The 23,633-nt window shown below is 73.3% G+C and carries 23 protein-coding genes; 10 read left to right on the forward strand and 13 right to left on the reverse strand.

Annotated features, from left to right (window positions below; all coding sequences use genetic code 11):
• Positions 1–286 precede the first annotated feature (286 nt).
• Entirely contained in the window at positions 287–1,939 is a 1,653-nt protein-coding gene (locus KG103_RS02125; RefSeq protein ID WP_207341867.1) for a glycoside hydrolase family 9 protein, read from the reverse strand.
• A gap of 262 nt (positions 1,940–2,201) precedes the next feature.
• On the reverse strand, positions 2,202–2,663 hold the full coding sequence (locus KG103_RS02130) for a MarR family winged helix-turn-helix transcriptional regulator (RefSeq protein ID WP_207341868.1): 462 nt from the start codon (positions 2,661–2,663) through the stop codon (positions 2,202–2,204).
• 54 nt (positions 2,664–2,717) lie between these two features.
• Between KG103_RS02130 and KG103_RS02135 the strand changes: the two genes are divergently transcribed.
• Positions 2,718–3,896 carry an FAD-dependent monooxygenase gene (locus KG103_RS02135; RefSeq protein ID WP_207341869.1) on the forward strand — a complete coding sequence of 393 codons (1,179 nt, stop codon included), beginning with the start codon at positions 2,718–2,720 and terminating at the stop codon, positions 3,894–3,896.
• 152 nt (positions 3,897–4,048) lie between these two features.
• Complete coding sequence (locus tag KG103_RS02140; protein ID WP_207341870.1) at positions 4,049–6,232, forward strand: hypothetical protein; 2,184 nt, start codon at positions 4,049–4,051, stop codon at positions 6,230–6,232.
• Positions 6,233–6,271: 39 nt separating this feature from the next.
• Here the strand turns inward: KG103_RS02140 and pip are convergent, their stop codons facing one another.
• Entirely contained in the window at positions 6,272–7,213 is a 942-nt protein-coding gene (pip, locus tag KG103_RS02145; protein WP_207341871.1) for a prolyl aminopeptidase, read from the reverse strand.
• Positions 7,214–7,304: 91 nt separating this feature from the next.
• Positions 7,305–7,856 carry a CGNR zinc finger domain-containing protein gene (locus KG103_RS02150; RefSeq protein ID WP_207341872.1) on the reverse strand — a complete coding sequence of 184 codons (552 nt, stop codon included), beginning with the start codon at positions 7,854–7,856 and terminating at the stop codon, positions 7,305–7,307.
• A 57-nt stretch (positions 7,857–7,913) separates the two neighbouring features.
• Here KG103_RS02150 and KG103_RS02155 point away from each other — a divergent pair, with 57 nt between their 5' ends.
• The 3 genes from KG103_RS02155 to KG103_RS02165 all read left to right on the forward strand — a co-directional run bounded on the left by KG103_RS02155 (position 7,914) and on the right by KG103_RS02165 (position 10,809).
• A complete protein-coding gene (locus KG103_RS02155; protein ID WP_207341873.1) occupies positions 7,914–9,176 on the forward strand; it encodes an MFS transporter in 1,263 nt (420 codons plus the stop codon).
• A gap of 94 nt (positions 9,177–9,270) precedes the next feature.
• Positions 9,271–9,933, forward strand: a complete 663-nt coding sequence (locus tag KG103_RS02160; RefSeq protein WP_207341874.1) for a histidine phosphatase family protein — start codon at positions 9,271–9,273, stop codon at positions 9,931–9,933.
• 168 nt (positions 9,934–10,101) lie between these two features.
• Entirely contained in the window at positions 10,102–10,809 is a 708-nt protein-coding gene (locus tag KG103_RS02165; RefSeq protein ID WP_249670701.1) for a DUF72 domain-containing protein, read from the forward strand.
• Positions 10,810–10,976: 167 nt separating this feature from the next.
• Here KG103_RS02165 and KG103_RS02170 read toward each other — a convergent pair whose 3' ends face one another.
• Together KG103_RS02170 and KG103_RS02175 are read right to left on the reverse strand one after the other, a co-directional pair.
• Entirely contained in the window at positions 10,977–11,624 is a 648-nt protein-coding gene (locus KG103_RS02170) for a fasciclin domain-containing protein (protein ID WP_207341875.1), read from the reverse strand.
• Positions 11,625–11,775: 151 nt separating this feature from the next.
• Positions 11,776–12,201, reverse strand: coding sequence for a MarR family winged helix-turn-helix transcriptional regulator (locus KG103_RS02175; protein WP_207341876.1), 426 nt, complete (start codon positions 12,199–12,201; stop codon positions 11,776–11,778).
• Positions 12,202–12,415: 214 nt separating this feature from the next.
• On the opposite strand from KG103_RS02175, the gene KG103_RS02180 reads away from it, so the two are divergent.
• Positions 12,416–12,889, forward strand: a complete 474-nt coding sequence (locus tag KG103_RS02180; RefSeq protein ID WP_207341877.1) for a nitroreductase/quinone reductase family protein — start codon at positions 12,416–12,418, stop codon at positions 12,887–12,889.
• A 33-nt stretch (positions 12,890–12,922) separates the two neighbouring features.
• Here the strand turns inward: KG103_RS02180 and KG103_RS02185 are convergent, their stop codons facing one another.
• The 4 genes from KG103_RS02185 to KG103_RS02200 form a co-directional block, all read right to left on the reverse strand.
• A complete protein-coding gene (locus KG103_RS02185) occupies positions 12,923–13,828 on the reverse strand; it encodes a phosphotransferase (RefSeq protein WP_207341878.1) in 906 nt (301 codons plus the stop codon).
• A 121-nt stretch (positions 13,829–13,949) separates the two neighbouring features.
• Positions 13,950–15,038: a HEAT repeat domain-containing protein gene (locus KG103_RS02190; RefSeq protein WP_207341879.1), complete on the reverse strand. Its 1,089-nt coding sequence runs from the start codon at positions 15,036–15,038 to the stop codon at positions 13,950–13,952.
• A gap of 110 nt (positions 15,039–15,148) precedes the next feature.
• Positions 15,149–15,985 (reverse strand): alpha/beta fold hydrolase, encoded by an 837-nt coding sequence (locus KG103_RS02195; RefSeq protein WP_207341880.1) that lies wholly within the window; start codon positions 15,983–15,985, stop codon positions 15,149–15,151.
• A 312-nt stretch (positions 15,986–16,297) separates the two neighbouring features.
• A complete protein-coding gene (locus KG103_RS02200) occupies positions 16,298–16,909 on the reverse strand; it encodes a Clp protease N-terminal domain-containing protein (protein WP_207341881.1) in 612 nt (203 codons plus the stop codon).
• Positions 16,910–17,301: 392 nt separating this feature from the next.
• Between KG103_RS02200 and KG103_RS02205 the strand changes: the two genes are divergently transcribed.
• Both KG103_RS02205 and KG103_RS02210 read left to right on the forward strand, forming a co-directional pair.
• Complete coding sequence (locus KG103_RS02205) at positions 17,302–17,967, forward strand: GNAT family N-acetyltransferase (RefSeq protein WP_207341882.1); 666 nt, start codon at positions 17,302–17,304, stop codon at positions 17,965–17,967.
• A gap of 129 nt (positions 17,968–18,096) precedes the next feature.
• Positions 18,097–18,495, forward strand: coding sequence for a VOC family protein (locus KG103_RS02210; protein ID WP_207341883.1), 399 nt, complete (start codon positions 18,097–18,099; stop codon positions 18,493–18,495).
• Between the two features lie 58 nt (positions 18,496–18,553).
• Here KG103_RS02210 and KG103_RS02215 read toward each other — a convergent pair whose 3' ends face one another.
• Positions 18,554–19,777: an RICIN domain-containing protein gene (locus tag KG103_RS02215; protein WP_207341884.1), complete on the reverse strand. Its 1,224-nt coding sequence runs from the start codon at positions 19,775–19,777 to the stop codon at positions 18,554–18,556.
• 265 nt (positions 19,778–20,042) lie between these two features.
• Between KG103_RS02215 and KG103_RS02220 the strand changes: the two genes are divergently transcribed.
• Positions 20,043–20,828 (forward strand): MerR family transcriptional regulator, encoded by a 786-nt coding sequence (locus KG103_RS02220; protein WP_207341885.1) that lies wholly within the window; start codon positions 20,043–20,045, stop codon positions 20,826–20,828.
• Between the two features lie 218 nt (positions 20,829–21,046).
• Positions 21,047–22,270 (forward strand): hypothetical protein, encoded by a 1,224-nt coding sequence (locus KG103_RS02225; protein ID WP_207341886.1) that lies wholly within the window; start codon positions 21,047–21,049, stop codon positions 22,268–22,270.
• A gap of 42 nt (positions 22,271–22,312) precedes the next feature.
• On the opposite strand, the gene KG103_RS02230 is transcribed toward KG103_RS02225, so the two are convergent.
• Both KG103_RS02230 and KG103_RS02235 read right to left on the reverse strand, forming a co-directional pair.
• Positions 22,313–22,633 (reverse strand): hypothetical protein, encoded by a 321-nt coding sequence (locus tag KG103_RS02230; protein WP_207341887.1) that lies wholly within the window; start codon positions 22,631–22,633, stop codon positions 22,313–22,315.
• 399 nt (positions 22,634–23,032) lie between these two features.
• Positions 23,033–23,479, reverse strand: coding sequence for a VOC family protein (locus tag KG103_RS02235; RefSeq protein WP_207341888.1), 447 nt, complete (start codon positions 23,477–23,479; stop codon positions 23,033–23,035).
• Positions 23,480–23,633 lie beyond the last annotated feature (154 nt).

The following is a 23,633-nucleotide window of genomic DNA, read 5'->3' on the forward strand; positions in this document are numbered from 1 at the left end:
CGTCAGCGACTGCCGCGCCTCTCATCGTGCGAACTGACTGGCACAGCAAAGCACGCACCTCGGACATGAGGGACATGTTTCGGCGCGGTCGGAAGCGCCCGGTCCCACCGGCACCGGCGGGTCGCGCGCGGACACGCTCGGCCCTGCGGCGACGAGTGCGGCCGACCCGAGGACGACCGGGTCATCAGGGAGGTCCGCGCAGGTCAGGGGCCTGGCCTGCCGGGATGCCCTCGGCCCCGTGAGGCAGGGCGACGACTGGGGCGCACGTTCGCCTCACCCACCCACGTCAGCGGTCGGTGAGGAGCGCGGTGACCCACACCAGCGGCGCGTTCCAGCGGATGCAGACGTCGTTGGTGACCTCGGAGGTCGGCTCGTCGAGGTAGCAGAGCTGCGGCGGCAGACCCCGCAGGCGCTCGTCGTACGGGAAGTCCGGTGCGGGCACGCTGTTCGCGCCGCCCGCGAGGGCTCCGGGCGGGGGTGGCGGCAGCGTCGGGTCGAGGTCGTGGCCGAACTGGCGGGTGCGCTGGTGATGGCTGTGGTCGGTGCCGTGGCCGGTGACGTAGCTCTGGCCCAGCGCGTTGCGGCCGAGCAGGTAGTCCGTGCCGGTCGCGACGGCGTCGAGGTAGGCCGTGTCCCCGGTGACCAGGTGGGCGACGCCGAGCACGACGAGGTTGTTGAGGATCCGCCCGTTCGACCCCCACGCCCAGCCCGCGGCCGGTGCGTAGGGCTGGCCCCACGGCTGCCGCGACTGCAGGTCGAGGAGGCGGTCGGCGCCGGCCCGCAGGCTGTCGACCACCCGGTCGTGGTCGGCCAGCCCGTGGCCGTGCAGCGCCAGGTCGAGGCGGGCAGGCGCGCCGACGGCGTCGTAGTCGAAGCCGGCGGTGTCGAACGGGTCGGCCGCGTGCACGGGGGAGCGCAGGATCGCGGCCTCGTAGCCGGGGTCGCCGGTGGCCAGCCACAGCTCGGTGGCCGCCCAGTAGACGTCGTCCGCCACGTCGGCGTCGTCGTAGGGCCCGCCGCCGTGGCACGCGTGGTCGTCCGGGGCGAGCAGGTCGGGATGGCGTCGGGCCGCGGCGTACGCCGACCGTGCGGCGTGCTCGAGCCGGTGCGCGTACGCGGGGTCGCTCGAGCGGAGGTGCCGCGCACCGGCTGCCGCAGCGGCCGCCAGGTGCAGTGCGGCCGTGGTCGAGGGGCGGTGCAGGACGCGTTCGGTCGGGTCGAGGTGCGGCAGGCCGGGCAGCGGCGACCACGTCGTGCCGTGGACGCGGTGGAACGCCAGGCCGGCCAGCGGGCGTCCGGCCGGCACCTGCATGCGCAGCAGCCAGTCGAGCTGCCAGCGGCACTCGGCGACGATCCGGGCGTCGCCCGGCCGGACGTCGAGCGCTCCCAGCAGCTGCCACACGGCGATCGCCCCGCTGGTGACGTACTTGCCGTAGTCCCCGGCGTCGTACCAGCCGCCCGACACGTTGTAGACGCCGTCGTCGTGCCAGCCCGGGTACAGCCGCCGGGCGGCGGGACCCGTCCACGCCGGCACCGCGGTGTCCGGGTGGCCCGCGGGCCGCTCGTACCCGGGGACGTCGATGTCGGCGCCGGACCGCAGGAGGGTGAAGAAGCGCAGGGCGTCGTCGTGCAGGGACGCGTGCAGCCGGGCGCCCACCCGGAAGCGGTGGCTGTGCTCGGCGCCCGCTCGCAGGTGGAACGTGCCCTCCGGGAGGCCGCGGAGGTCGAGCACGTGCACCGTCAGCCCGGACGTCGGGTCCGGGCGCACGGGCCACGGCTGGGACACGCCCTCGCGCACCACGACGTCGTCGTCGCGCACGACCGTGAACCTCAGGGGCCCCGTCTCGTCCGTGACGAGGGTCGCCTGCATGGGCCGGCCCGGCAGGTAGCCGAGCTGGTTGACGCGGACGGCGGGCCGCCGCGCGAGGACGTCCTGCACGGACCAGGCCGGCCGGCGGGTGGCGTCCGCGGTGGGTTCGGCGATCCAGCGTGTCGAGGCACGGCTCCTGCCTGGCCTGCGACTGCGGTGGTCGGCCGTCATGGGTCCCCTCGGCATCGCGGGTGTGGTCGTACGGACCGCCGCGAGGCTCGGAACTCACCGCTCTCTCCCGGACCTGACGTCGGGGCTGACACGGCACGGGCCGGACGCAGCCGACTCCGAGTACCCGGACCCGACGTCAGGTGGCGTGCGTCAGTCGGCGCTACTCGCCGCTCACCAGCCGGTCGCGGAGCCGCTCGGTGAGCTCACGCATGTCGTCCAGGAGCGTGCTCATCCGGTCCATCTCCTCGGCGGTGAGCCGGTCGAGGAGTGAGGCGCCCTCCTCGGCGAGCGGTCGGTAGACCTCCCACGTCGCCTCCTGCCCCGCGGCGGTCATCTGGACGAGCACCTGGCGGCGGTCGTGCTCCGAGCGGACGCGCTCGACGAGCTGCTTGCGCTCGAGCCGGTCGATGAGTGCCGTGGTCGCGGCGGGGCGCAGTCCTGTGGCCGCGGCGAGCTCGCCCGCGGTCATCGGACCGTCGGTCAGCCAGTCGAGGCAGCGCAGGTCGGCGGGTCCGACGCCGAGGTGCCGGGCGGCGGCGTCGTCGAACGACTGGACGCTGCGCTGGTAGCGCTGCATCGCGCTGCCGACCGCCGTCAGCGCCTCTTGACGCGAGACCCTCATCCACCTAGCCTTTCGAAAGTCAAAAGATTCGAAGATCGAACGAAGGATACCGCCATGCGTGTGGTCATCGTAGGAGGCGGCGTCGCCGGCCCGGCGCTCGGCCTGGCGCTGCACCGCACCGGCATCGAGGCGGTCGTCCTGGAACGACGGGCCGTCCTCGACGCGGAGGAGGGGTCGTACCTCACAGTCGGACCGAACGGGCTCGACGTGCTCGCCACGCTCGGCGTGCGCGACGCGGTCGAGCAGGCCGGGTTCCGGACGCGGCACAACGTGCTGCACGGCGCGTCCGGACGACGTCTCGGGACGCTGTCGCTCGCCGGCACGCTGGCCCCCGGCACCGGCGCGCTGACCCTCAAGAGGTCCCGCCTCGCGGCCGTGCTCACGGGACATGCCCGGCGCGCGGGCGTCGAGCTGCGTCCCGGTGCGCGCGTCGCGCAGGTGGGCCCGGGTCGGGTGGTCCTCGAGGACGGGACGCATGTCGACGGTGACCTGGTCGTGGGGGCGGACGGGGTGCACTCCCTCGTCCGGTGCACCATCGACCCGGCCGCGCCGGCGGGCCGCTACGTCGGCCTCGTGAACTTCGGCGGCGTCACGCGCGGCACGGATGTGGCGCGCACCCTGACCCCCGAGGCGTGGCACCTCGTCTTCGGCAGCCGGGCGTTCTTCGGGGCCCACCCCACGCCCGACGGCGACGTCGTCTGGTTCGTCAACGTGCCCCGCCTGCCGGTGACCCGCGAGGAGCGGGCCGCGACGACCGAGCCGGAGTGGCGCGCGCAGCTCCACGCGCTCGTGGGCGTCGACCCCGGGCCGGCCGGCGACCTGGTCGCCGACGGGCGGCTCGAGCTCGCCGGGGACAACACCTACGACCTCCCGCACGTCCCGACCTGGTCGAGCGACCGCATGGTCGTCGTCGGCGACGCGGCCCACGCCCCCTCACCCAGCTCGGGCCAGGGCGCCTCGATCGCGCTCGAGGACGCGGTCGTGCTGGCGCAGGCCCTGCGCGACTGCCCGGACACCCGCACCGCGCTCGTCACGTACGAACACGCCCGCCGCGCACGCGTCGAGCGGGTCGTGAGTGCCGGCGCCCGCAGCGGCAGCGCGAAGATCGCCGGCCCGGTCGGCCGGCGCGTGCAGGAGGCGGTCATGCCGCTCGTCTTCCGGTACCTGGTGACCGACCGGAGCACCGCCTGGATGTACGACCACCGCATCGACTGGGGTGCGCGGGTGGCGTGACGACGCGAGGTGCGACCGTCACCCGTGCGGCGGAAGCCCCGTCCGCGTGGCGCGCGCCGCGGTGGGGTGGCCCCTAGGCTCTGGCGCGACCTCAGCGGGACGGGCACGCGTGCCCTGCCGCCCGGCAGCAGCACGGACCCCGGAAGGACCCGATGCGCAGCACGCCTACGGACGGCCGCCACGCCCCCGCCGGCGACCCCGGCGCCCTGACGACCGGTGCCGGGGTGGACCGTGCCGACACCGACGGCTCGTCGCCCGTCACGCCGAGCCTGCTGTTCGGCTCGGCGGCCGACGGGAGCGTCGGGGAGGTCCGTCGGCGTCCCGCGCTCCTGCTGCCGGTGGCGCTGGCCTTCGTCGCCGCGGCGCTCGTCGGCGTGGTCGGCGTCGTCGTCCGCGCCTGGACGACGCCGACGCTGCTGAACGACGGCGTCCTGGTGCACGCGGCGGAGTCGGGCGCGGCGGAGCTGACGTCGTTGCTGCTGGGTGTCGTCGCGGGCGTGCTCACCGTCGCGGCACTGGGCGGTGTCGTCCTGGCGGCCCCGGCCGTCGCGTTCGACCGCGCCCTCCGCGTGCGGGAGGTCGTGCGTGAGCTCGCCCGCCGGTGGGCCGTGCTGCTGGTGGGCCTGGTCGGGCTCTCCCTGGCGACGCTCGTCCCCGTGGCTCTGGCCGTGCTGCTGCCGATGCCGCTCGCACCGTTCGTCGTGGTCCCCGCGCTGCTGGCGGCTGTGCTGCTTGTCGCCGGCGGCGGCCGCGTGGCTGTGGCCGCCCTGCTGCACGGGGTCGGGCTGCGCACCGCCGCGCGTCGGGTCCGCGAGCTGCGCCGCTGCGATGCCGCCCGTACGCAGCTCGGTCGCGGACGTGTCCTGGTCCTGACGGTCATGACGGGTGCGGCAGCCCTGGTCGTGGCGGTGAGGTGGCTCACGGCCGACGCCGACGGCCTGGTGTGGACGGCGGCGCGGGACGTGCTGCAGGCCGTGGTCGGCTGCATCGCGCTGACGGTGGCAGCCGCGGGCCTGACGTGGGCCCACATCAGCGCGACGTCGGTCGCCGAGCGGCAGGGGGTGCCGCCGCTCGCCTGGCGCGGCGTGGCACGCGTGACGGGCACGCTCGCACGTGGGGAGCGGGGGCGCGCAGCCGGGCCGGGGTGGTCCGCGGCAGCCGGCTGGGCGAGCGCGGCCGCGGCCTGGGCGCTGGTGCCGTTGCTCGCCGTCGCCCCGACCCTGCCCCAGGTCACCCCCGCCCTGCGCCCGCAGGTCCTCGCGCTGCGCGACTTCATGGCTGCCCCGATGACCGTCGGCACCGCGGACGGGGTCCTCGTCCTCGAACACGTCGACCGCGGCATGGACACGTTCCTCTGCTCGCCGGAGGAGGGCTGCGAGCACGGTCGCGGCATGGCCGAGAGCGGCAGGTTCCAGTACGCCGCGGTCGCCGCGGACCCCGACGGTCCCGGCGTCGTCATCCTCGCCGGGGTGCTCCCCGACGACGGGGCGACCGCGCGGTACGACCTCGTCACCTGTGCGCCGACCGACTGCACGGACCCGGACCGGCGGACGACCCAGGTGAGGATCGCGGAGGAGTCGGCCAGCCACAACCCGGCGCTCCACGCGGTGGCGGCACGCGACGGCGCCTACGCGGCCGTCCACCCGGTCGGCGGCCCCCGCGACCAGGAGCTGGCGCTGACCCTGTGCGCGACCGCCCGGTGCCCTGAACCCGTCACCGTCCCGTTCGGGCCGACCTCCGGGGACGACGTCGTCGACGTCGAGATCGCGCCCGACGGCACCGTGTGGGTGCTGCGTTCCCAGGGAGCGTTGGTCCACCTCGCCCGGGTCGAGCCGGGGGGCACCGCCCTCACGGGCGTGCAGGTGCTGGAGCCGGACACCGAGCACGACTCCCTCTACTACGGGCAGGGGGACGACTACCGGTACTCGCGCGTGCTCGCGCTCGCGGTGCGCGGCGACGGCCGTCCCGTCGTCCTGCACCGGGACCTGTCGGACGGTGGGATCGAGCTGCTGGGCTGCGCCGACGCCGCCTGCTCGACGACGACGTCGTCGCGACTGCCCGGCGGCGCCGCCCGGGGCGCGGAGCTCGTCGTCGACGGCTCGGGGCGGCCGCTGGCCGCGACCGTGGACCCGGGCGTGCAGCTGCACGCCTGCACGGACGACGCCTGCTCGGACGTGCGGTCCGCTCTGCTGTCCACGTGGACCCCACCGAGGTCGTCCAGCGAGTTCGTGCCGTTCCTGGCGATCGACGCGCAGGACCGTCCCGCGGTCCTCGTCGAGCGGCAGCTCGCGGAGGCCGTGGTGGTCTACTGCAGGGAGCCGCACTGCGGGTTGTAGCCCGCGCGGGGCGGCCTCGCGGCCGGACAGGTGCCGCGCTCACCGACCCGCGAGCTCGTCGATCGCCCGGCAGGTGAGCTCCATCTCCACGTCGCCCCCGTGGCCCTCCGACTCGACGACGTGCAGCTCGCTGCCCGGCCACGCCTGGTGCAGCCTCCACGGTGTGACGGCCGGGCCGCTGATGTCGCGACGCCCGTGGACGAGCACGCCCGGGATCCCCGCCAGCTCGTGGGCGCGTGCGAGGACGCTCGCGTTCCCGGGGAGGAAGCAGTCGTGGGCCCAGTAGTGCGTGACGAGGGTGGCGAAGTTCTCCCGCTCGCGGGGGTGGTCGTGCAGGGGCCCGGGTGCCCAGCCCGGGTCGAGCGAGATGTGGGTCGACTCCCACGCGTCCCACGCGTCCGCGGCCGCGGACCGCACGGCCGGGTCGGGGTCACGCAGCAGGCGCGCGTAGTGCTCGACGACGCGCTCACCCGCCGGCGTCGTCGCCGCGAACCGCTCCCACGCCTCGGGGAAGACCCTTCCCACGCCCTGCGTGATCCAGTCGATCTCCTCGCGGCTGCCGGTCGTCACTGCCGTGAGCACGAGCGCGGTGACGCGGTCGGGATGGGCCAGCGCGTAGGCCAGCGCGAGCGTCGACCCCCACGACACGCCGTGGACGAGCCACCGGTCGATGCCCAGGTGGGTGCGCAGCGCCTCGATGTCGGCGACGAGGGTGGGGGTGGCGTTGTCGTCGAGGTGGTCCAGGTCGTCGATCGCCCACGGCGTGCTGCGTCCGCAGCCGCGCTGGTCGAGCCCGACGACGAGGTAGCGCTCGGGGTCGAACCGGCGACGGTAGCCACCGGCGCCGAGACCGCTGCCGGGGCCGCCGTGCAGGTAGAGGGCCGGGCGGCCGTCGGGACTGCCCGACGTCTCCCAGAAGAGACGGACGTCCCCCGGCCGGCTGATCCACCCGGAGTCGAACGGGGCGAGGGGAGGGTGCACCCGGCCACGGTACGGGCGCCGGTCCTGTTCCCGGGCGCAGTGCCCGTCGCTTCGACGAGCGCCGGCTCGCACCGCGGCCGGCAGGGACTCGTCACGTACGACCGGTGCGGTCCCGCCAGCGGGCCTGCTTCGCGCGGTTGCCGCAGATGCTCATCGAGCACCACTGGCCGGTGCGGGAGCGGGACGTGTCGTAGAAGCCCCAGCGGCAGTCGTCGGCGGCGCAGACCTTGAGGCGTGACCAGGTCCCGTCGGCGAGGGATGCCGCGACCGCCGACACGATCCGTCCGTAGACGGCGTCGGCGCCTGTCCCGACGGGTCGCAGGGTCGGTCCGTCGGACGTGAAGCGCACCGTCAGCCGGGAGCGGGTCGCCGCGGCGTCGAGGGCCTCGATCGTCTCGGTCGGCAGCGGCGCGCGGTCGTGGTTGGCGAGCAGGGCCGCGCGCAGCGCCTCGCGGAGCCCTCGGCCGAAGCGGAGGTCGGCGGCAGTCGCCTGGGAGGCGAGCCCGTGCCCGCTCGCCCACGAGGCCCACGCGTCCGGATCGCGCATCAGGTCCGCTCCCGACTCGATGTCGAGGGTGTTGACGAACGCGCGCACGATCTCGAGCTCGCCCGGTGCGGGCGTGACGGGAGAGGACGCAGGCATGCGGGAAGGATAACCCCCATTGCGGTGACGACGGTTGCGCCCATAACCTAGATCAGCATGACGACGGTTACCAGCGCGTGGCGGGTCCCGGCGTTCCGGCGCGTCTGGGGCGCCGGGGCCTTCTCGGGCCTCGGGGCGGAGATCGGCGAGCTGGCGGTCCCGGTCCTCGCCGTGGTGACGCTGGGAGCCTCCGCCTCCGAGCTCTCGTTCGTCCGGGCCGCGCTGCTGACGCCGTACCTCGTCCTCACGCTCGCCCTGGGTGTGCTCGTCGACCGCGTGCGGCGACGGCCCCTGATGATCGGCGCCGACCTCGCCCGCGGCCTGCTCCTGGTCGCGGTGTGCGCCCTGGCGGTGAGCGGCCGGCTCACGGTGCCGATGCTCGTCGTCGCGGCCGCGCTGATCGGGTCGCTCACCGTGCTCTACACCTTGGCGGACTTCTCGTTCCTGCCGCTCGTGGTCGAGGACAGCGCGCTGATCGACGCGAACGCCCGCATCACCGCCACCCAGTCCGTCATCGGCGTCGCCGGCTCGGGGGCGGGCGGCCTGCTCGTGCAGGCACTGACCGCTCCGATCGCGATCGCCCTGAACGCGCTCGGGTACCTGCTCTCGGGCGCGTTGCTCGCGCACGTCCGGGTGTCCGAGCCCCGGCGTCCGAGCGCTCCGCGCGATTCCGCGCTCGCCGAGCTGAAGGTCGGCCTGGCCGCGCTGTCGCAGCACCGGATCCTGCGCGCGCTGGTCGCCGAAGCGGGCCTGTGGAACTTCGGCAACGAGATCGTCCTGCTCGCCCTGACGGTCCTGGTGCTGCAGACGTTCGGGTGGGGGCCCGTCGTCCTCGGCACCGTGATCATGGCCGTGGGTGTCGGTGCGGCCATCGGCAGCGCCCTCAGCCAGCGACTGACCCTCCGGTTCGGGTACGGGCGCTCCCTCGTCGTGGCGATGCTGGTCGGGAACACCGCTCCCCTCGTGGGGGTCGTCGGCGTCCGGGAGCCGAGCTGGCCGGCGCTCGCCGGCCTCACCGTGGCCTTCGTGGTGTCCGGCGTCGGGATCGGCGTCGCCAACTCCCAGGCCGTCAGCCTGCGCCAGCTCGCCGTGGCGCCGGAGCTCCGCGGTCGCGTCAATGCCACCTACCGCCTCGCGTCGTGGGGAAGCCTGTCCCTCGGGGCGCTCGTCGGCGGCGTTCTCGTGACGAGCCTCGGCCCGTGGCTCGCCGCCGTGATCGGCGCCCTCCCGATGGCCCTCGCGAGCCTGCCCGTCGTCGCCTCACCGGTCAGGCGGATGCGCCGGATCGAGGAGGTCGTCCCCGGGGAGGCAGGGTGCTGACACGTCAGTGGCGTGGGTGACGGACCCTCCGACGACGCGCTGTGCGGCGGGCAACCGCCGTCGAGACCCGACGATCCGGCGGTGACAATGCCGCATGCGTCTCTTGCTGCTGCGGCACGGCCAGACCCCGTCGAACGTGCGAGGACTCGTCGACACCGGCATCCCGGGCCCGCGGCTCACCGCGCTGGGCGAGCGCCAGGCCGCTGCCGTGCCGGCGGCCCTGGCGGGCCGCCGCATCGACGCGATCGCGGTCTCGACCCTGCTGCGCACGGCGCTCACCGCGGCCCCGCTCGCGGATCGCCTGGGCCTCGCGCCGACGACCTACGACGGGCTGCGGGAGGTGGAGGCCGGCGACCTGGAGATGTCCAGCGGTCACGAGGCGCACCAGGCCTACCTCTCGACGGTGTTCGCCTGGGCGCGCGGCGACACGAGCCGGCGCATGCCGGGAGGGCCCGACGGGGCGACGTTCCTGGCACGGTTCGACGACGCCGTCGCGCAGGTCGTCTCCGCGGGCGGGAGCACCGCGGTCGTGGTCTCGCACGGAGCCGCCATCCGGTGCTGGGTGGCCGCCCGTGTCGCGGGTCTCGACGTCGACGACGTCGAGCGGACGCCGCTGGACAACACCGGCGCGATCGAGATCGACGGCGACCCGACCGGCGGATGGCGGCTCGTCGCGTGGTCGACCGACCCCCTGGGTGGCCCGACGCTGCGCGACGACGCGGGTGACGATCCGACGGGTGCGCCGCTCGACGCGTGACGGCGCACGCCGTTGCCTGCCGGCCACTGCTCGCTGTCGAGCCGGCCGGGGGGCCGAACCTTCACCGAGCCGGGACGGTGCACTCCTGGGAGGATCGGCTGCGTGGCCAACGGGATCGTGCTGCGCCGGGCGTCGCTTCGAGCGTGCTGCACCGGGGACGGATAGGCAGTGGGTGTTCACGTCGGGCTGTGCGGTTGGACCGTCTCCCAGGCGTCGTACGTGCGCCGCTTCCCCGTCGTCGAGGTCCAGCACACGTTCTACGAGCCCCCCACTGACGCCGTGCTGATGCGCTGGCGAGCCCAGGTGCCGGCCGGTTTCGAGTTCACGATCAAGGCGTGGCAGGTCGTCACCCACGAGTCCAACAGCCCCACCTACCGGCGGATGAAGCAGCCCTTGCCGGACGGCGCACGGGGCCAGGTGGGAGCGTTCCGGACCACGCCTGCGGTCCTCGCGGGATGGCAGCGGACCCTCGAGTGCGCCCGGATCCTGCAGGCCACCGCCGTCCTGCTGCAGTGCCCGAAGAGCTTTCGCCCGACTGCTGACAACGTCGGACGGCTGCGGAGCTTCATGACGCAGGTGGAGCGGCCGGCGGCGCGGCTGCTGTGGGAACCTCGTGGTGAGTGGCCCACGCAGCTGCTCACGGAGCTCTGCGCCGAGCTCGATCTCGCGCACGTGGTCGACCCGATGCAGACCGAGACCGTGACGCCGGAGCAGACGTACTACCGCCTGCACGGCACGACCGGCTCGCGTCACGTCCACTCCGACGACGAGCTGCGCCGGCTGCGGGACATGGTCGACGGCCGACCGTCGCCCTACGTCATGTTCAACAACCTCCCCCGCGTCGGCGACGCGGAGCGGTTCCTCGGCCTGCTCTGATCACGCCAGGTGCGTGAGGGCACCGCGCCACTCGTCCCGGCCGGCGAAGCCGGCGGGTGGGTCCTCCACCGGTTCACCCCCGGTCCCGCGCGGCCCGGCCTGATGCCTTCCCCGAGCCCGCGCAGTGCCGGCGCCCGCCCGGTCGGCACCGGGCGGGCGCCGGGGCGTCACAGGTCGAGCGGGCGCAGCACGAACGAGATGCCGTGCGCGATCTGCGCGTTGCCGGCGTTGATGTCGAGCTGGCTGCGCACCAGCAGCGGGTTCAGGTCGTTGCGGTCCGCGTCGCGCAGCACGACGATCGGGATCCGCTTGGACAGGACGTCGACCGTGAAGGTGCCGCCCTGGGCGGTGGTCAGTGCCGCCCCGTCGGACGCCAGTGCGGTGGCGGAGTCGATCGTGGCGCCGGGCACGACGTGGTAGAGCAGCACCTGCTCGATCGCGTCGATCCCCACCGCCTGCGCGAGGGCCCCGAACACCTTCTCCTCCGAGCCGTACCAGCGGTGCGTCAGGTCGTGCGCGAGCACCTGGAACGCGCGGTCGTTCGGCAGGAACGCGGTGAGCGGGACCGTCCCGTCCGCGAGCACCGCCACAGGGCTGCCGGGCTTGGCGGCGAGCACCGCGTTGACGGCGTTGTCGACGATGTCGTAGTCGTACCAGTTGCGGTCGAATCCCGCGCCGTCGGCGGCGAGCACCGAGGCGAGGCTCGTGGTGCCGGCGGCGGTGCCGGCGGCGGAGGCTGCGGGCGCGAGCCCGACGACCGCACCACCGGCGAGGGCGGTGGCGGCCAGGGACGCTGCGAGACGACGGATCCTCATGGAAGGACTCCTTGCGGGCGGTCGGGCGGCACGCGCTGCGCACCGCAGGGCGTCGTCGTCGACGCCCTGCCCCCTCTTCCCCTCCAGGGGCGTTCTCGGATGCACCCGCCGTCGTCCGGTTCGCGACGGTGCGATCCGCCGCGGCCGTGCCTCAGAAGGTGGAGGCGGTCCGCTCGAGGTAGCGGGCGACGATCCCCAGCTCGTCCTCGCTGAACTCGGCGTCCGTGCGTTCGAGGCTCTGCGTGTACTGGTGGTAGCGGCCGATGATCGGCTCGATCCTCTCGGCGACGAGCTCGATGTTGATGCGACGCCGATCCTGGGGGTCGCGCACGCGGCGGACGTAGCCCGCGGCCTCCAGGCGGTCGAGGACGCGTGTCACGGTGCTGGTCGGCAGTCCCGTGGTCCGGCTGAGCTGCTTGGGCGTGCGGACGTCCTCACGCAGGACGAGCAGGTGCAGCGTCTGGAGGTCGGTGACGAGCAGGTCGAGCTCGCGCGCGATGCGCTCGTTCCCGAGCACCGCGTTGACCAGCGCACCCTGGAGCGCCCGGCGGATCCGGTCGCCGTTCGGGCTCGACATCTCCCACCCCCGTGCGTAATCTCTCCAATACGGGACTATCCCGTTCACGTTACATCCCGGCTCGGGATGATCCCGGGTCGAACACTACCGGGGAGAGCCCGGTCCTCCCGGCGACGTGCCGGGAACAGGATCGTCGCGGTCGACGCACACCCGACGTCATCACCGACGCCGCTGGCCGCCGCGCCACGAGCCGCCCCTGGAAGGGAGCCACCTCATGTCCGACACCGGCACCTTGCCCGGATGGTTGAAGCCCGCCAACCGCCTCGTGAAGCTCCTGCACCGGCTCGGCGTGCCGCTCGGGACCATCCACATCATCACGATCCCCGGCCGCACCACCGGCGAACCGCGGTCGACGCCCGTCTCACCGCTCACCGTCGACGGTCGCCGTTACGTCATCGCCGGGCTCGCCGACTCGAGCTGGGCCAGGAACGCCCGCGCCGCCGGTCACGGTCGCCTCACGCGAGGACGCGCGCACGAGGACGTCGACCTGGTCGAGGTCACCGACCCCGCCGTTCGTAGGCGCGTCATGACCGCGTTCCCGACCGAGGTGCCCCACGGCGTCCAGTTCTTTATCCGCCTCGGGATCGTCGAGGGCGCCGAACCTGCCCAGTTCGCCGCAGCCGCCGACGAGGTCGCCGTCTTCGAGACGCGTCCCGCCGTGCACCGGCCCGCCGCGGCGCAGCCCTGACGGCGACCGTCCCGGCGCACGCTGCGGACCACGTCAGGGCAGAGGTTCGCTCAGCACCCGGTCGAGCGCCGCGCGTCCCGCCGGCCCCCACGCCGGCTTCCCGCCGGGCAGGCCGCGGTCCCCGTTCTGGCCCATCAGCATCAGGAAGAGGCTCTTCGCAGCGGCCAGTCCGCGGGCACGTCGGACGGTCGCCTCGTCGGCCTGCGCGTAGGCGGTGAAGAAGCGTGCGGTCGCGTCCGCCGGCAGCAGCAGCCAGGCCGCCGTGAGGTCCCACGCCGGGTCACCGGCGAACAGGTCGCCGAAGTCCACGACGCCGGCCAGCGTCCCGTCGGCGACGACGACGTTCGCCGGGTGCAGATCACCGTGCACCCACACCGAGGGGCCCTCCCATGCGGGGGCCGCGACGGCGTCGTCCCAGACGGCCCGGACGTCGGCGGTGTCCCGGCCGAGCGCCTCGGCATCGACGGAGCCGAGGAAGTGCTCGAAGCCGCCGGTGCAGTCCTTCGGGTGCGCGCCGCGGTCGGTGGCCACCGGTGCGTCGGCGGGCGCCTCGACGTGCAGCGCCCGGAGAAACGCCGCCAGGGCGTCGGCCGCGTGCTCGCCGCGAGTGATCGACCCCTGGTCCAGCGGCTGCCCGGGGACCCACGTCATGACGGTCCAGAGCTTGGAGAACCGTGCGGACGGCGCACCGTCGCGCACCGGGACGGGAACGGGCAGCGGCAGGCGCGGGGCGAGCAGCGGCAGCCACCGGCGCTCCTTGAGCTGGTGGTCCGGCGTCGTGTCCATCCGCTGGATCCGCACGGCCAGCTCGTCGCCGAGGCGCCACATCTGGTTCCCCCAGCCGCCGTCCACCTCGCGCAGGGGTAGGTCGGCCAGGTCGGGGTGCTGGTCGCGCAGCAGGTCGCGGACGAGATCCGCGCTGATCTCGCTCGTCGTCATGCGGAGCCACCCTAGTGATCAGGTCGGTCGGACGATCGGAACCGCACGGCGAGGCGCACGGTGCCGCCCTCCGGTCCGCGGACCTGGTGCGCGCCCGGTCCGCGGACCCGGCAGGCAGTTCTCAACCCCGACGAGCTGCAGCCTCGTGGATCGCGGTGACGCACTGGACCACGACAGCATCGATCTCGGACCCGTCCGGCGTGCGTCGCTCCCACACGAGGTCCGGTTCGACCGACTCGTCGACCGCGCCGTCGGGACGACGGGGCCACGCCAGCGTGCGGGGGTAGGCACCCGTCAGCGCGAGCGACCATCCCGTGCCGGCGACGCGCTCGTCGACCGCCGTGACGATCTGCTGCTCGATCTGTCTCGCCGCCTCGAGCGACCCCGGGTCGCACCTGGCGATCGCGAACGCGAGGGCCTCGGTGTGCTCGTCCTCGTCGCCGTCCCACGCCCGTGCGAGCTCCTCCAACGCCGGCAGCAGCACGGGGTCCGCGAGCTCTGCAGCCGCCTCGAGCGCCACGAGCCCGATGAGCGTGTCGGGCTCCTCGATCAGAGCCCGGACCCGGGTGAGCGCCTCGGGGTCCGCTCGACGGGCCAGTCCCAGCAGCGCCTCAGCTGCTGTGTCGTGGTCCTCGTCGTCCAGCCGGGCGCGCAGCGCGGCGCGGATCGCGGGTGAGTCCTGCGACCACTGGGAGCCCAGGCCGAAGGTCGCCCAGTCACGGACTCGGGGATCGGGGTCCGACGAGAGCGTGATCAGCGCATCGAGCGCCCGCTCGGTCGGGGGTGCGGCGTAGGGCATGCCCGGTACGGACATCGCCACCGCGCGGCGCACCCCGGGAGCCGGGTCTCCCGCGAACGACAGCAGCTCGTCGAGCCACGCGACGTCCTCCGCCTTGCCCAGGGCGTCCACCAGGTCCTCGCGGACGTCGTCGTCCCTCTCCGCACGGGCCGCGCGCACCAGCTCGGGGAGCACGCGCGCGCCGAAGGGTCGTCCCTCCGGGTACCCGAACTGTCCGAGGACCCGCGCCGCCGCCTGTCGGTGCCACGGGTCGTCGTGCGACAGCGCGCTCAGAGCCAGCTCGAGGACGGACACCTCCGCCTCGACCTGGAGCTGCTGGACCAGCGACGCCGTCTCGTCGTCCACCTCGTCGTCCTCGGGCCCCTGACCCAGCGCGAGCAGCCGCACCCACCGTGCGTCGACCTCAGCCATGATGCGACGGTATCGCTCACACCCCGACGCGGGGGGGATACCGTCGCCAACCTCTCGGTGCTCGAGGGCGGACGTGCCCGTGCCGCACCCCCGCGCTCAGTGACCCTGGTCTAGGCCGAGTCCTCGAGAAACTCGAGGATCGCCTCGGCGAGCTGCTCGGGCTGGTCCTCGGGGACGAGGGTCGAGGAGTCGGCGATCTCGACCAGGCGCCCGGCGGGGTAGAGGGCCGCGAGGCGAGGCCCGTGGTCCCGAGGCATCAGCGGGTCGTCCTGCGCCCACACCACCAGCACGGGACCCGTGAAGGCGGCGAGCCGCTCGGACCAGGCCAGGAGCGTCGCGCGATCCGGCGCCGAGGCCGCGAACGCCGCGAAGTCGCGCCGGATCGCCCGGGACCTCCTCGCAGGCGCTATCCAGTCGTCGAAGACGTCGTCCGGGATGCCGCGCAGGCTCATGGCGCCGTAGGCGCGTGGGCTGTGCCGGAACCAGCGGGTGCGCATCAGCTGCACGACCAGCCAGATCCCGCCCGGCACCCGGGCTGCCGCCGCCAGGGCCTTCGCCGGTGCGGGCGGGAAGTTGTCGAACGCCTCGCACGCCACCAGCACCATGCGCCCGACGCGTTGCGCGCGGCCCTCGGAGACCAGGAACTGGCCACCGCCCCAGTCGTTGAGCACGAGCGTCACGTCGGTGAGGTCCAGCCGCTCGAGGAGCTCGCCGAGCAGCAGCGCCACGCCGCGGTGCGTCAGGTCAGCACCCGGGCGCATCGGTTGCCGGTGGCCGCCGAGCGGGAGGGTCGGCAGGATGCACCGGTACCCGCTGAGCAGTGGCACGACCTTGCGCCACTGCGTCTCGTTCATGGGCACGCCGTGCGCGAAGACGAGCACGGGTCCGTCGCCGCCCGTGTCCTCGTAGTCGATGCGGCCCGCGCTCAGCTCGATGTGATGGCGCATGGTTCACGCTGACACGTGCCGGCGCGGACCGTCGACCGTCACGTGTCGACCGTCATGACCGTCATGAGTCGACCGTCATGGTCAGCGTCAGGCGAACCGCACGGCGACGGCGGGGTGGTCGAGCACGAGCCGTCTACGCCGACGAGCAGCGTCAACCGGCGGGCCACCACCCGCTCATGGAGCCAGGAACGTGCGCGTCTCGTCGTGCTCGTGTCCTCGGGAGCACATCGAGGGCGCGTGGGAGAAGCGCGGTCGCCCTTTCACCGGCGAGCTCGCGGTCTTCCCGCTGACACAGCTGTCCTGAGCGACGGCTCAGCGGGCCACGTTCGTCCGGCTGAACACCTGCTGGACGAGACGGGTGAACGGCCCGACGGTCGGCTCGGTCGGCCACGCCGGAACGTCGGCACCTGCCGGCACCATGGCGCCGAGGACCGCTGCGCGCACGCTGTCGGCGTCGACGTCCATCGCGTGCAGCAGCCGCGAGGCCCGCGCGGCGGGCTCGAGGACCGCGAGCCACAGGATCGCGCTGCCCACCTTGCGCTCCTTCGGCAGGGCGCCGGTGCGCCGCAGCTGCCCCCACTTCGCTGTCGCCTGGTTCAGTGCCGACTGCAGCTCGGGAGTGTGCTTGTTGCGCGGTGGTGCGCCGCCGGCGCCTCGCGTCGTCGCGGTCACCGCCGGGTCAGGGGCGGAGAGTCCGAGTCGAGCGAGGTGGGGCGCATCGTCCAACGCGCCGTGCACAGCATCACGCACGGCCGACGTCGTGAGGCCCGGGAACGACCGGACGACCCGCTGCGTGAGGTCGTCGTCGGAGGCCAGCAGCCCCAGCAGGACGTGCTCGGAGCCGAAGTCGCGCGCTCCCAGGGCGGTGGCCTCGTTCTTCGTCGCCGTCATCACCGCGACGAAGGACTCGTCATACATCAGCATCTTTGCTCCATCTCCGTGGGCCGCGTGGCCGGCTGTGCTTCTTGTGGACCGTCTGGCGCGTCACCTGGAGCTCCACGGCGATGTCCGCCCAGGACATCCCCTGCTCTCGCGCCCGGGCGACGTGCACGTCCTCCAACCTGTCCGCCAGTCGGTGCAGCGCAAGGACCATCCGCAGCCCCTCACGGGGATCCCCCTGCGACGCTGCCGCTTCCACCTGCCTGAGGTCCATGGCTGTCAGCCTGGTCTGACAGCCGCCTCGTGTCAACTCAATCTGACACCGGAGGCGGCAGCGGCGCGACGTGCTCCACCTCGCCGGCGGCTCCCTCGAGTCCGCGGACGTCGTCGTCGGCTGTGCCCTGGTCAGTACCGGCGTCGGCTGGCAGGCTCCTGCCGTGCCTCTGACTGCCGAGCCGGTCGTCCCCGCAGGTAGGTGGGATGGGTCCAGTCAGCCCTCCCTGGCCGCTGACGGGCTCGGCCTTCGCCCGTGGCACCGGGAGGACGCCGCGGACGTCCGCGCGGCCTACGACGACGACGCGATCCGCCGGTGGCACGCCCGGACGATGGCCGACGAGGACGAGGCCCGGGCGTGGATCGAGGGCAAGAACGCCGCGTGGCGCGCAGGCACAGCCGCCGAGTGGGCGGTGGTGGCGCCGACAGTCCGCGTCGATGAACCCGCGCAGGAGGGCAGTGCGTCGGCGGGCGGCACCGGTCGCGTCGTGGGGCGCGCCGCTCTGACTCACCTGAACCTGTTCGAGGGCTACGCCGCGCTGGCCTACTGGGTCGTCCCCGAGGCCCGCGGACGGCGCGTCGCCGTCCGCGCAGGCACCGAGGTGCTGCGCTGGGCGTTCGAGGACCTCGGCCTGCACCGCGTCGAGGTCGAGCACTCCACCCGCAACCCTGCGTCCTGCCGCGTCGCCGAGCTGCTCGGCTGCCGCGCCGAGGGCGTACGACGCGGCCACGCGCTGCACGCCGACGGCCACCACGACATGCACCTGCACGCACGGCTGCGCACCGACGCGGCCGTGGGTGCTCCATCCTCGGCGTCGGCCACTCCCTGAGGTCGTCCGGTCCCGAACGGGCTGCGAACCCACGTACACGGCGGGCTCTTTCCACGCTCTGGCAGCACAGCTGAGCCGTGGCGGGCAAGTGCCCTTGCCGGGCGGCGATGCTCACGTCAGCGTGCTGCCATGAGCGCCTTCGTCTCCCACACGACGGTCGACTGTCGCGACGCCTACACGCTGTCGGAGTGGTGGCGGGCGGTGCTCGCCTACTCGGACCTGGCGGACGACCCCAACAACCCGGGTGACGAGGAGTGCGTCATCCGCGACCCGCTGACCTGCCACGAGATCCTCTTCATCGAGGTCCCGGACCCGACGCCGGGCAAGAACCGCATGCACTTCGACCTTCGGCCGAGGACCGCGGACCGCGATGACGAGGTCCGGTCGCTTCTCGCCCACGGGGCGACGCTGCACGAGGACCATCGCGGGATCCACGGTCCACGAAGCGGTTGGGTGACGCTCGCCGACCCGGAGGGCAACCTCTTCTGCGTGCTGCGCTCAGTGGAGGAGGCGGCCGCGCAGGCGTGACTCCGCGTCTGCCCGCATCGCGCGCACCCGGACGCCGGTGACCCGGTGACGCGCCCGCTCAGCCCACCTTGACCAGCTGCCACTGCTGGTTGGTGCCGTTCCAGTCGGAGTACTGGACGATGTTCCCGCCGTCGCTGGTGGAGGCGCCCTGCACCTCGACGGCCTTGCCGCTGTTCCGGGCGATCAGCTGGACGTAGCCGTCGATCGTCTGGATGCTGAACTGCTGGTTGGTGCCGCCGTGGTCGCTGTACTGCTGGATCGCCGCGCCGTCGGCGGTGGAGTTCCCGCTGACGTCGAGGACCTTGCCCGACAGCCGCGACTTCACCTTGTAGTAGCCGTTGCCGGCGCTGACGAACTGCCACTGCTGCTGGTTGCCGCCGTTGCGGGACCACTGGGTGATGCGGGCGCCGTCGGCGGTGGACAGGTTGTACACGTCGATGGCCTTGCCGCTGTTGCGGTTGACGAGCGTGTACCAGGCCGAGGTGTCGACCGGACCGGTGCCGGGGTTGGAGGTCGGGCTGGGCGTCGGGGTAGGGGTCGGCGTGGGAGTGGGGGTCGTGCCGCCCGCCGGGTTGCCGATGCTCCCCGGCACGGCACGCAGCGCGGCGTACCAGGCGGCCGCCATCTTGTCGTAGCCCGTCGCGTTGGGGTGCACGCCGTCGGGGAGGTCGGCGGTGCTCACCGCGTTGTACATGTCGACGAGGTGCACGCGCTTGCCTGCGTTGGCCCTGCTCGACACGATGCCGGGGATGGCGGAGTTGTAGGCACGGACCTGCGAGTCCGCGTACGAGACCGGGATGAGGGTCGCGACGAAGACGTCGGTCTGCGGGGACGTGCTGGTGATCTTGTCGATGACCCCCGCGAGCCGGTTCGGCGCGTTCGCCAGGTCGCGGTTCTGGCTGATGTCGTTGGTGCCGATGTGCAGCAGCACGGTGCGCGGCTGGTACGTGCGCACCCAGTTGACGACGTTGGCGTCGATCTGGTCGATCCGCCAGCCGGAGTGCCCCTCGTGGTCGTGGTCCCACAGGCTCGACGGCCCGTTGAAGCCCGACCCGACGAAGTCCGTGGTGTAGCCGCCCTGCGCCAGGCGCTGCCACAGCCCGACGCGGTACCCGCCGCCTCCGGACATGCCGATGCCCTCCGTGATCGAGTCACCCAGGGGCATCACGCGGGTGCCCCCGTTGCTCTCGGCGGAGGCGGGCGCGGACTGTGCCACGACACCCCCGGCGAGTGCGACGCAGAGCGTGACGGCGAGGGCCAGCCGTCGAGCAATTCCGTGCATGTCGTCTGCCTCCTGGAGCCGGCCGCGCGGGCGCGACGTTGCGCCGATGTGAACGTTCACGCGCGGGAACGCCTCACTGTGGCACGGGGCTCGTGGGACGCGCGATCGGCTCAAACGATTAGGTGAGGGGTGTGGGCGGTCGCGCGCTGCGGCTCCTACCTGCAGCGGGACCGGTCCGTGACGCGACCGACGTCTCGCCTGGTCGTCCGAGTCCTGCGGTGTACCTCTTGACCTTCGAGCCGGGTCGAAGGTCTACGGTCCAGGCGTGGCCTCCTACCGGATCTCTCAGCTCGCCGAGCGCAGCGGTGTGCCCGCCACCACGCTGCGGTTCTACGACGACGCCGGCCTGCTGCCGGCGCAGCGCACCGCGGCCGGGTACCGCATCTACGACGACACCGCGGTCGAGCAGCTCGCGTTCATCTCCTCGGCCAAGTTCCTGGGGCTCGCCCTCGGCGAGATCCGCGAGCTGCTGATCGCCCGGCAGGACGAGCCGTGCCGCACAGTCCGGTCGCGCCTGGTCGCCGGCCTCGAGACGCAGCTCACGGCGACCGGCACCAGGATCGACGAGCTCACGACCTTCGCCGCTCGCCTGTCCGAGGTCCGCGCCGAGCTCCTCCAGGCGGCGCCTGCGGGCGGGTGCGGTCCGGACTGCGGGTGCACCACCGGCGCGGCCGCGGCGAGCGTCCCCGAGGACCTCCCAGCGGCGATCCCACTCTCGGTCTCCCCGCCGACGACAGGGACGGGCACCAGGCAGGACGCGCCCGTGGCGTGCGCGCTGGACCCGTCGGACCTGGTCGCGCGCACCGACCAGTGGCACAGCCTCCTGGAGCACGCACGGCGACGCGAGGACGTCGACGGGGGAGTGCGGATCACGTTCCCCGCCGACGCCGACCTGGCCGGGCGCGTCGCCACGCTGGCGGCGGCCGAGCAGAGCTGCTGCGCCTTCCTCGACTTCACGCTCCACCTCGAGCCCGGCCGGCTGGAGCTGACGGTCCGCGCACCCGAGGCGGGCACCGCCATGGTGACCGACCTGTTCGGCGGCGACTTCTAGGCGCAGGCGTACCGCGCCGGCAGCGCCTGCACCGATCGACAGCCAGTCGGCGGGTGCCCTCGTGATGGGCCGATGAGCCAGGGCGGCGCGCTGGTTCAGCGGTACATCGACGCCTTCAGTGCCGGCGCTCCCGTCCGCCACCGACCCCGCTACCGCGGCCGCCGACAGGTATCAACCAGCACCACCACCCGCACCTCTCTCCCGAGAGGGGGGCTGCCGTGGCTGCGTGCCGTGAGGTGTCGACCTGGATCCAGGAGAACGTGCTGACGCCCGTCGAGCGGTTCGTCACCCAGGCCCGCGAAGCGTGCGAAGAGGTGCGCACCTGGGTCGAGGAGCAGGTGCAGCGCCCCGTCGAGAACTGGGTCAGCCAGACCGAGCGCCGCTGCCGCGAGCAGGACTGCAACTGGTGGTGCGCGTGCTGCAACAAGTGGTTCTGCTGGCTCGTGACCGTCGTCGTCCGGGTCGTCACCTGGGTCGTCGTCACCGTCGGCAAGTGGGTCGCGCACCTGGTGTGCAAGATCGTCGTCACGGTCATCGGCATCGTCGTCGAGCTCGTCCTCAAGGTCGTGTCGCGACTCGTCACGTTCTTCGTGTGCCTGTTCACCGACCCGATCAAGGCGCTGAGCGCGCTGTGGGACCTCGTCAACGACGTCGTGGACGCGCTCGACGACGTCCTCGGTCTGGTGGTCGAGCTGCTCGACGACGTCGGCGAGATCATCCGGGACGTCGGTCGGCTCCTCGAGGGCCTGGGGCGCTCCTTCTGCATCTACGGTGACGGCGCGTGCGCGCTGTTCGGCGCGATCTTCGGCTTTTTCAAGGCGGTCACGGACTGGCTGGCCGACGTCGTGGACTGGGTCCGGGACACCGTCGACGGCGTGCGGGACCTCGTCCTCGGCATCCTCAGCCTCGACTGGTGCCGCATGCAGCGCGGCCTGGGCATCTTCAACGTGCTGCGTCTGGTCACGAGCGTGACCCGCCTGCTCGGGATGCTGTTCTACGTCGGCCCCCGTCAGCTCGTCGACCGGCGCGGCCTCGAGGCGACGATGGACTCGGCGCTCACGCAGGCGCTCCTCGACGACCCCGAGCGCCTCGAGCGCGCGCGCACCCGCGCCGGGATCGGCGGAGCACCCCTCGGGACACCGGCCACGCTCGACCCGTGGCGCCTGGCCGTGCGGTCGGGCGAGTTCCTGCGAGAGCTGCACACCTCGGGCGTCCTCGACCTGTACGCCGTCGCCGGCCGCTTCAGCGACTGCCAGGGCAAGTTCACGTACGACCAGCTCAACGGTGAGGTCGTCTACACCGGCACGCGGACCACCGTGTCGAAGACCGACATCGACGACTTTCTGGAGCTGGGAGCCGACGCGGTGCCGTCGTTCACCGTCCACGCGATCGACCGGGAGGTCTTCCAGCGCCACCTCCAGACGGCGGACTTCTTCCCGTGAGCACGAACGGCGCGACCATCACGCGCACTCTCTCGACGCGGGTCAGCCCCGCGGGGTGAGGGTCTGCCGGCCGAGGGTGCTCACGACCATCGCACTCCTCGCCCCGCGTGGCCCCGCGGTCCGGTACGACCGGACCGGCGCCTCCGGTCGGTCCCACGGCGGGCCCCACTCGCTGAGGACGTCGACGAACACCCAGCGGGCGTCGGGCTCGGGTGGCGCGTAGCAGTGGACGGTCTTGCCGACGACGATCGACGCGGCGGGCAGCTCGGCGACGAGGCGGCCGCGCGTCCAGGTGTCGATCCGGTCGGGGTCGCAGAGCGCCGTGACGACGGTCGCGAGGTCGTGCGCGGACAGACGGGGCACGTCGAGTCAGCCCAACCGACCGCGACAACCGTCCCGTCGGTACGCAGGCCCACAGTGTGCGAGCGGCCCGTGTTCGGTGCCGTGTGCACACTGCCGACCGCGACCGACACGATGTCGGACCACGCACCGACGGAGCACTCCGGCGATCCGGGGGCGCCTGCGGCAACGACAGATCCGTCCACGCGCACGCCCACGGAGTGCCGTCGCCCAGCGGCGATCACCGAACGTCGCACGTCCGTCACAGAGCACCCATGCCAGCGTCGCGGTGGGTAGGGGCGCTGGAGTGCCCGACGACCGGGGGGTCCAGCGGGTCCGGTCGTGTCGAGCATCGCGTCAGCCTCTCCGGCCTGGAACGGGCAAGGGCTCCCGACGGCGGGCAGCGCCTGCACCGGCCGGACCTCACGGCGAGCGCGGGGTCACGGACTGTCCTCCCCACTCCTGGGGCGCGACGTCCGCGAGCGTCTGGGTGAGCACCCACTGGTGGCCGAACGGGTCGTTCAGCGTGGCCTGCCGCTCGCCGTACTCCCAGTCGTGCGACGGCTCCACCAGGACGGCTCCGCGAGCGAGCGCCGCCGCGACGACGGCGTCCGTATCAACGACCTTGAGCACGACCTGGTGGGAACGGCCGTCGGGATCCGGGACGCGACGTCCGGGGCGCTCCTCGGCGACGACGAGCTCGGCGGCAGGGCCGTCCGGGAGCCCGAGCTGGGCCCGGTGTCCCTCGCCGATGCGGACGTGCTCGACGAAGCCGAGCACCTCGGTGTACCAGGCGACCGCGGCGCGGACGTCGGCGACGATCAGCACGGGCGTGACCCGGGCGTGCGGTGCGGAGCGGTTGGTCAGCACCCAGCCACCGTAAGCCGACGGTGTCCGTTCTGCCGCTCGCGGGACGAGCGCCGTCCTGTGCCACTCGCCGCCGGGCTCGTCCATGCGGTCAGCGTGGCAGGTGACACGTCGGTGACGACGCGACATCGCGATGACAGATCGACGACAACGACAG

Origin of the sequence: Cellulomonas wangleii (assembly GCF_018388445.1) — a bacterium.
Taxonomy (GTDB): Bacteria; Actinomycetota; Actinomycetes; order Actinomycetales; family Cellulomonadaceae; genus Cellulomonas; species Cellulomonas wangleii.